Here is a 7,092-nt window from a genome sequence, read left to right as displayed (position 1 = left end):
GTCGAGCGGAGCTTGATGATGGGGCGGATGTCCTGCTGCTTGGCCATCAGATCTTCTCCCCGCGGGCCAGGATGTCCTTCACGACGCTCTCGATGCCGCGGACGTCGATCACCTTGATGCCTTTGGCGGACACGGTGAGGGTGACGCTGCGCTTGAGCGACGGCACGAAGTACGTCTTCTTCTGGATGTTCACGTCGAAACGGCGACGGTTGCGCCGGTGCGAGTGCGAGATGGTGTTCCCGAAGCCGGGTCCGGCTCCGGTCACCTGGCAGACTGCTGCCACGGTTCCTCCTCTACCGTGAGCGGGCGCACGAGCGCCGGCCCACCCAAGATCACTTGTCTGCGGACGGTCCGGGTGGAGCCGCCCACTGCCGCGACGCGGCCGAGGGAAGAGCCTACACGACGCCGCCGCCCGTCCATCCCACCGCCGTTCTCAGGACCCGGTGGGCCGCCATGCCCGCTCGGCCACGGATGTCCTCGGAACCGCAGGCCGGTCCCCACCACGGCGGTCAGCAGCTCGCGCAGGTGCCGAAGACGTCGACGATGTGCCGGGGTTCGCGGAATCCGTTCGCCGCGGCCACCTGGGCGGCCCACTGCTCGATCGCGTCGGCCTCGATCTCCACCGTGCGACCGCAGGAGCGGCAGATCAGGTGGTGGTGGTGCCCCTGCGAGATGCAGGCCCGGTAGAGGTTCTCGCCGTCGCTCGACTGCAGGCTGTCCGCGTCGCCGTCGACGGCGAGGTCGGCGAGCGCCCGGTACACGGTCGCCAGTCCGATGGGGGAGCCGCCCGCCTTCAGCGCCGTGTGCAGGTCCTGGGCGCTGACGAAGCCCTCGCGGGCCGTCAGCGCCTCGCGGACCGCTGCCCGCTGCCAGGTCTGCCGCTTCACGGCCGAGAGCCTACGTCCGCCGTCCGGATCCGTCGCCGACGGTGTCCGATTCCCCGGCAGACCAGGTAGATCGCGAAAGAGATGGTCGTCACGTACGGGCTGATCGGGATGGCGGCACCGAGCGCGAGCAGGATGCCGCCGACGATCGACACGACCGCGAAGGCCATGCTGAGGAGGCTGACGACGAGCGGATCGGACGCGACACGCAGCGCGGCCGCGGCCGGCGTGACGAGCAGCGCGAGGACGAGCAGCGCCCCGACGGTCTGCACGGCGATCGACACCGTCAGCGCGAGCAGCACCATGAACACGAGCGACAGGGTGCGGACGGGCACGCCGCGGGCCGTCGCGACGTCCTCGTCCACGCTCGCGAACAGCAGCGGACGCCAGACGAGCAGCAGCGCGGCCAGCACGACGAGGGCGACCGCGCTCAGCGCGACGACCTGCGGGGTGTCCACCGAGACGACCTGGCCGGTGAGCAGCCCGAACCGGTTGGCGCTGCGGCCCGGGTAGAGCGCGAGGAAGAGGATCCCGAGCCCGAGACCGAAGGGCATCAGCACCCCGATGACCGAGTTGCGCTCCCGGGCCCTCGAACCGAGCAGCCCGATCAGGAGTGCGGCGATCAAGGAGCCGACGATGGAGCCGGTGACGACGTCCGCCCCGACCAGCAGCGCCCCCGCCGCGCCGGCGAAGGAGAGCTCGCTGATCCCGTGCACCGCGAACGGGAGGTCCCTGGCCATCACGAAGACACCGACGAGGCCGCCGACGACGCCGAGCAGGGCTCCCGCGATCAGGGAGGAGGAGACGAGGGAGACGAGCGCGCCGTAGTCGGTGAAGTCGAACAGGGGACTCATGCCCGCCGCCCCGGATGCTCGTGCTCCTCGTGACCGGCCCCGACGACGACGATGCGGTTGTGCACCCGGACCACGTCGATGTGGGTCCGGTACAGCTCCGACAGCACCTCCGAGGTCAGCACCTCCCGGGGTGAGCCGATACGGAATCGGCCCTCGACCAGGTACAGCACGCGATCGACGAGGTCGAGCACCGGATTCACGTCGTGCGTCACGAAGAGCACCGCGGCGTTCCGCGCACGGCGGTGCCCGTCGATGAGCGCGCTCACCGCGGCCTGGTTCGCGAGGTCCAGCGAGATGAGCGGCTCGTCGCACAGGAGCAGCGGAGGGTCGTCGGCGAGCGCCTGACCGACGCGCAGACGCTGCTGCTCGCCCCCGGAGAGCAGCGCCGCCGGCCGGTCGGCGTAGCCGCCGGCGTCGACCGCGGCGACGAGCTCCGCCGTGTGCTCGCGGTCGCGCCGCCGGGGGAGCGGGAGGCCGAACCGGGTGCCGTTCACGCCGAACCGCACCAGATCCACCCCCCGAACGGGGGTGGCCGCGTCGAGCAGCCGCTGCTGGGGGATGTAGCCGATACGGCGGTTCCCCCTTCGGGGCGGCTCGCCGAGCACCGTCAGCCCGCCCTGCGACAGGGGCTGGAGCCCGAGCACCGCCTTCAGCAAGGTGGTCTTGCCGGACCCGTTCGGACCGAGCACCGCGAGGAACTCGCCCGGCTCCACATCGAGGCCGAGCCCGTGCCAGAGGGTCCTGCCCGAGAACCCGAGGGCCGCGTCGCGGAAGGACACCGCCGTCGTCATGCTCCGACCGCCGATCGGAGCGCCGTCAGTTCCGCGTGGAACATCGCCAGGTAGCCGGTTCCGGCCGGCAACGTCTCCCGGAAGCCGATCACAGGGACGTGCGCGGCCCGCGCGGCCGACACGACCCGGTCGGTCATCGGCTCCTCGGTCTGCTCGTTCACCGCGAGCAGCGCGACGCGCCGGTCCTGCAGCAGCGCCAGCTGCGTGCGCACCACGGCGGGCGGTGCGTCCCGGCCGTCCTCCACGGCCGAGGCGAAGGCGCCGGGCGTGCGGTCCACGAGGCCGCATGCCGCGGTGAGGTACAGGGGCACGGGCTCCGTGATGGCGACGCCGCGGCCCACGGCGACCCGGCGAACGGCCGCCTCCTCGCCGGCCAGCCCGGCCGTCGCCGCGTGGAACCGGGCCAGAGCCGCACGGAGGTCGGCGCGGTGCCCCGGGTCCTTCCGCTGCAGCACCGCGCTGACCGCATCCGCGACCCGATCGACGGTGGGGAGGTCGTACCACAGGTGCTCGTTGAAACCCGGCGCGGTGGCGTCCCTGCCGGTGAGCCCCGCCACGTCGATCAGGGCTCCCCCGGTGCCGTCGGTCAGCCGTCCGAAGAAGTCGTCGTAGCCGCCGCCGTTCTGGACGAGGACGGCCGCACGGGAGACGACGAGCCGGTCTCGGACGGTCGCCTGGTACTCGTGCGGGTCCTTCGACGGGCTGTCGACGATCGAGGTGACCTGCACACGACCGGCGCCGATCTCCTGCACCACGCTCCCCCACACATCGGTGGAGGCGACGACGACGATGCGCCCGTCGCTCGTGCGCCCGTCGTTCGCGACCGCGGAGCCGCCGGCGCACCCGCCGAGCAGGAGCGAGACCGCTGCGGCGACGGTGACGACCCCGATGCCCCTGCGTCCGCCGTTCACACCCCGACCGTAGGGCTATCTGAGAACGATTGTCAAAATCGCCCCAGAACCCCTGGTTCCCCGAAGCGAGAAGACCGGCGCTCTCCTACGCCACCCGCCGATCGCACGTCCGAGCGCCCGCAGGGCGCAACCAGTCGCCCGCTCGGTGACCCGAGCCAGGGAGCGGGAATCCGGCCGCTGGCGCGGATCCTGACGGCGAGCCGATCCGTGGAACGGGAGCGAAGACCATCAGCACGGTTGCTCGACTGAGCGCTCCACGCTCAGTCGAGCAACAGCGCCGGCTCCTCCAGCACGCTGGCGACGTCGGCGAGGAAGCGACTGGCGACGTCGCCGTCGACGACCCGGTGGTCGAAGCTCGCGCCGACGGTCGTGACGTGACGGGGCACGACCTCGCCGTCGACGACCCAGGGCCGCTGACGGATGGTCCCGAGGGCGACGATCGCGACCTCACCGGGGTTGAGGATCGGTGTGCCGGTGTCCATGCCGTAGCTGCCGAGGTTCGTGATGGTGATGGTGCCGTCGGCCATGTCGGCGGGCTGCGTCTTGCCGTCACGAGCGGTGACGACGAGGTGCTCCAGCGCGCCGGCGAGGTTGCGCATGGAGAGCGCCTGGGCGTCCTTGACGTTCGGCACGATGAGCCCACGAGGGGTGGCGGCCGCGATGCCGAGGTTCACGTAGTGGTGCACGACGATCTCGGTGTCGGTCCAGGTCGAGTTGACGCTCGGGTTGCGGCGCACGGCCCAGATGACGGCCCGGGCCATCAGCAGCAGCGGGGAGACGCGCACGTTCGCGAAGTCGGGCGAGGCCTTCAGCCGTCGCACGTACTCCATCGTCCGCGTGGCGTCGACGTCGACGAAGACGCTCACGTGCGGGGCGGTGAAGGCGCTGCGCACCATCGCCGCCGCGATCGCCTTGCGGACACCCTTGACGGGGATCCGCTCGTCCCGGGTGTCGGGCCACGCGGGCGTCTCGGTGTTGTGGAAGACGCTGACCTGCTCCTTGCTGCGCAGCACGTCCTCGCGGGTGACCTCGCCGGAGGCACCGGTGGGCAGCACACGGGCCAGGTCGACGCCGAGGTCCTTCGCGAGCTTGCGGATGGGCGGCTTGGCGGGCGCGGCAACGGCCCGGCGCACGGGTGGCAGCGGCGCGCCCGTGCCGCGACGGCCGCCGCGGCGGCTCTTCGCGTGCACGTCGGTGCCGTACCCGACGAGCACTGCGCCCGACTGCTGGGGCTCGGGGTGCTCCCGCACCTCCAGCTCGGTGGGCAGCGCCGCCTGCGCGGGGGTGATGAGCTGGCCCGTGAGCTGCTCCTCGCCGGTCGCCGCGACCGCGACGATCGGGGTGCCGACCGCGACGGTGTCGCCTTCGGCGACCAGCAGCGCGTCGACGCGGCCGGCGTACGGCGAGGGCAACTCGACGAGCGACTTGGCCGTCTCGATCTCGACGATCACCTGGTTGACGGAGACCTCGTCACCGGGCGCGACCTTCCAGGAGACGATCTCCGCCTCGGTGAGGCCCTCGCCGACGTCCGGGAGGGCGAACCGAGAGATGGACATGAGCCTCGTTCCTAGTACGCCAGGGTGCGGTCGACCGCGTCGAGCACGCGGTCGGCGTCGGGCAGGTAGAGCTTCTCGAGTTTCGCAGGCGGATAGGGCGCATCGAAGCCGGCCACGCGGAGGACGGGCGCCTCGAGCGAGTAGAAGGCCCGTTCGCTGATGCCGGCGGCGATCTCGGCGCCCATGCCGAGGAAGCCGGGCGCCTCGTGCGCGACGACGGCGCGTCCCGTCTTCTCGACCGATGCCACGACGGGATCCCAGTCGATCGGGGACAGGGATCGCAGGTCCACGACCTCGAGGTTGCGGCCCTCGCCGGCGGCGATCTCGGCGGCGGCGAGCAGCACGCTCACCATCGGGCCGTAGCCGATGAGCGTGGCGTCGCTGCCGGTGCGGACGACGCGCGAGACGTGCAGCCCCACCGACGGCGTCTCGAGGTCGACCTCGCCCTTCGGCCAGTACCGGCTCTTCGGCTCGAAGAAGATCACCGGGTCGTCCGAGCGGATCGCCTGCTGGATCATCCAGTAGCCGTCGTTCGGGGTCGAGGGCGTGACGACCCGCAGGCCCGGCGTGTGCGCGAAGTAGGTCTCGGGGCTCTCGGAGTGGTGCTCGATGGACCCGATGTGGCCGCCGTAGGGCACCCGGATCACGATCGGGAAGCGCTCCCGGCCCTCGAGGCGGTTGGTGAGCTTCGCGAGATGCGAGGTGATCTGGTCGAACCCCGGCCAGATGAAGCCGTCGAACTGGATCTCGCACACCGGCCGGTAGCCGCGGATGGCGAGGCCGATCGCGGTGCCCACGATGCCGGACTCGGCGAGCGGGGTGTCGAGCACCCGGTTCTCGCCGAAGGTGGCGAGCAGGCCGTCGGTCACGCGGAAGACGCCGCCGAGCCGGCCGATGTCCTCGCCCATGAGCAGGACCTTCGGGTCGTCCTCCATCGCGCGCCTGAGCCCGGCGTTCAGCGCCTTCGCGAGCGGCAGCTGGGTCATGACGACTCCCCGTAGGACGCCTCGTAGTCGGTCAGCCACGCCTGCTCGGCCGCGATCAGGGGGTGCGGCTCGTGATAGACGTGCTCGAACAGCAGCGAGCGGGGCGGATCCTGGACCGCGAGGACCTTGCGCCGAAGGTCCGATGCGATGTCGGCGGCCTCCGCGTCGATCCGCTCGAAGACCTCCGCGCCGACGCTGCGCTGCTCGAGGTGACGCCGGAGGCGCAGCAGCGGGTCGCGGGCCGTCCACTCCGCGAGCTCCTCGTCGGTGCGGTACTTGGTGGGGTCGTCGGCCGTGGTGTGGGCGCCGATGCGGTACGTGAGCGCCTCGATGAGTGCCGGCCCCCGGCCGGCGCGCGCGTCGTCGAGCAGGGCACCGGTGACCGCGAAGACGGCCAGCACGTCGTTGCCGTCGACCTGGACGCCGGGCATGCCGAAGCCGGACGCGCGCTTGTAGAGCGGGGTACGGGACTGCCGCGTGACCGGCACGGAGATCGCCCAGTGGTTGTTCTGCAGGAAGAACACCTGCGGGGTCTGGTAGCTCGCGGCGAAGACGAACGCCTCGTTGGTGTCGCCCTGCGCCGTGGCGCCGTCCCCGAAGTAGACGAGGACGGCCTCGTCGCGTTCGGGATCCCCGGAGACCGGCGCGTCGAGCCGGATGCCCATGGCGTAGCCGGTGGCGTGCAGCGTCTGCGAGCCGATGACGAGCGTGTACGGCCGGAAGTTGCCGTGCGCGGCCGGATCCCAGCCGCCGTGCGTGACGCCGCGCATCATCCGCACGATGTCGACGGGGTCGACGCCGCGGACGAGCGCGACGCCGTGCTCCCGGTAGGCGGGGAAGATCGCGTCCTGGGCGCGTGCGGCACGGGACGAGCCGATCTGCGCGGCCTCCTGGCCGTAGCTCGGGGCCCAGAGCGCCAGGTGGCCCTGCCGCTGCAGGTTGGCGGCCTCCACGTCGACGGCACGCGTGTGCACCATGTCGGTCAGGAAGCCGACGAGGCGTTCCTCGTCGAGGGCGGCGGCGCGCTCCAGGTACGGCTCGGCGGCCTCCGTCGGTGCGATGACACCGTCGTCCCCGATGATCCGGACGGTGGGATCGGTCGACGCCACG

Annotated in this window: 8 protein-coding genes; all 8 read right to left on the bottom strand. The window is 71.8% G+C overall.

The genetic code is table 11. The features are described from left to right. Positions 1-46: 46 nt before the first annotated feature. A complete protein-coding gene (gene rpmB, locus JWQ92_RS11500) occupies positions 47-283 on the bottom strand; it encodes a 50S ribosomal protein L28 (RefSeq protein ID WP_297344597.1) in 237 nt (78 codons plus the stop codon). A 226-nt stretch (positions 284-509) separates the two neighbouring features. Further along, positions 510-887 carry a Fur family transcriptional regulator gene (locus JWQ92_RS11495; RefSeq protein ID WP_297344596.1) on the bottom strand — a complete coding sequence of 126 codons (378 nt, stop codon included), beginning with the start codon at positions 885-887 and terminating at the stop codon, positions 510-512. Then, complete coding sequence (locus JWQ92_RS11490) at positions 884-1,738, bottom strand: metal ABC transporter permease (RefSeq protein ID WP_297344595.1); 855 nt, start codon at positions 1,736-1,738, stop codon at positions 884-886. Before JWQ92_RS11490 ends, JWQ92_RS11495 begins: the two co-directional genes overlap by 4 nt. Beyond that, the gene (locus JWQ92_RS11485; protein ID WP_297344594.1) at positions 1,735-2,529 is read right to left on the bottom strand and encodes a metal ABC transporter ATP-binding protein; all 795 of its coding nucleotides are present in this window, start codon (positions 2,527-2,529) and stop codon (positions 1,735-1,737) included. The genes JWQ92_RS11490 and JWQ92_RS11485 overlap by 4 nt, the downstream gene beginning before the upstream one ends. Next, on the bottom strand, positions 2,526-3,440 hold the full coding sequence (locus tag JWQ92_RS11480) for a zinc ABC transporter substrate-binding protein (RefSeq protein ID WP_297344593.1): 915 nt from the start codon (positions 3,438-3,440) through the stop codon (positions 2,526-2,528). Before JWQ92_RS11480 ends, JWQ92_RS11485 begins: the two co-directional genes overlap by 4 nt. A gap of 260 nt (positions 3,441-3,700) precedes the next feature. Then, the gene (locus JWQ92_RS11475; protein WP_297344592.1) at positions 3,701-4,996 is read right to left on the bottom strand and encodes a dihydrolipoamide acetyltransferase family protein; all 1,296 of its coding nucleotides are present in this window, start codon (positions 4,994-4,996) and stop codon (positions 3,701-3,703) included. 11 nt (positions 4,997-5,007) lie between these two features. Then, on the bottom strand, positions 5,008-5,982 hold the full coding sequence (locus JWQ92_RS11470) for an alpha-ketoacid dehydrogenase subunit beta (protein ID WP_297344591.1): 975 nt from the start codon (positions 5,980-5,982) through the stop codon (positions 5,008-5,010). Then, positions 5,979-7,091 (bottom strand): thiamine pyrophosphate-dependent dehydrogenase E1 component subunit alpha, encoded by a 1,113-nt coding sequence (locus tag JWQ92_RS11465; protein ID WP_297344590.1) that lies wholly within the window; start codon positions 7,089-7,091, stop codon positions 5,979-5,981. The genes JWQ92_RS11470 and JWQ92_RS11465 overlap by 4 nt, the downstream gene beginning before the upstream one ends. Position 7,092 lies beyond the last annotated feature (1 nt).

Source organism: Amnibacterium sp. (genome assembly GCF_025463795.1).
In the GTDB taxonomy this organism is placed as follows: Bacteria; Actinomycetota; Actinomycetes; order Actinomycetales; family Microbacteriaceae; genus Amnibacterium.
Note: the sequence above shows the minus strand (reverse complement) of the source record. Positions and strands in the feature narration are given on the sequence as shown.

Bases quoted from the DNA above. Each gene is read 5' to 3' on its own strand.
- JWQ92_RS11475 (WP_297344592.1), bottom strand. From the start codon at position 4,996: ATGTCCATCTCTCGGTTCGCCCTCCCGGACGTCGGCGAGGGCCTCACC.
- JWQ92_RS11490 (WP_297344595.1), bottom strand. From the start codon at position 1,738: ATGAGTCCCCTGTTCGACTTCACCGACTACGGCGCGCTCGTCTCCCTC.
- JWQ92_RS11470 (WP_297344591.1), bottom strand. From the start codon at position 5,982: ATGACCCAGCTGCCGCTCGCGAAGGCGCTGAACGCCGGGCTCAGGCGC.
- JWQ92_RS11485 (WP_297344594.1), bottom strand. From the start codon at position 2,529: ATGACGACGGCGGTGTCCTTCCGCGACGCGGCCCTCGGGTTCTCGGGC.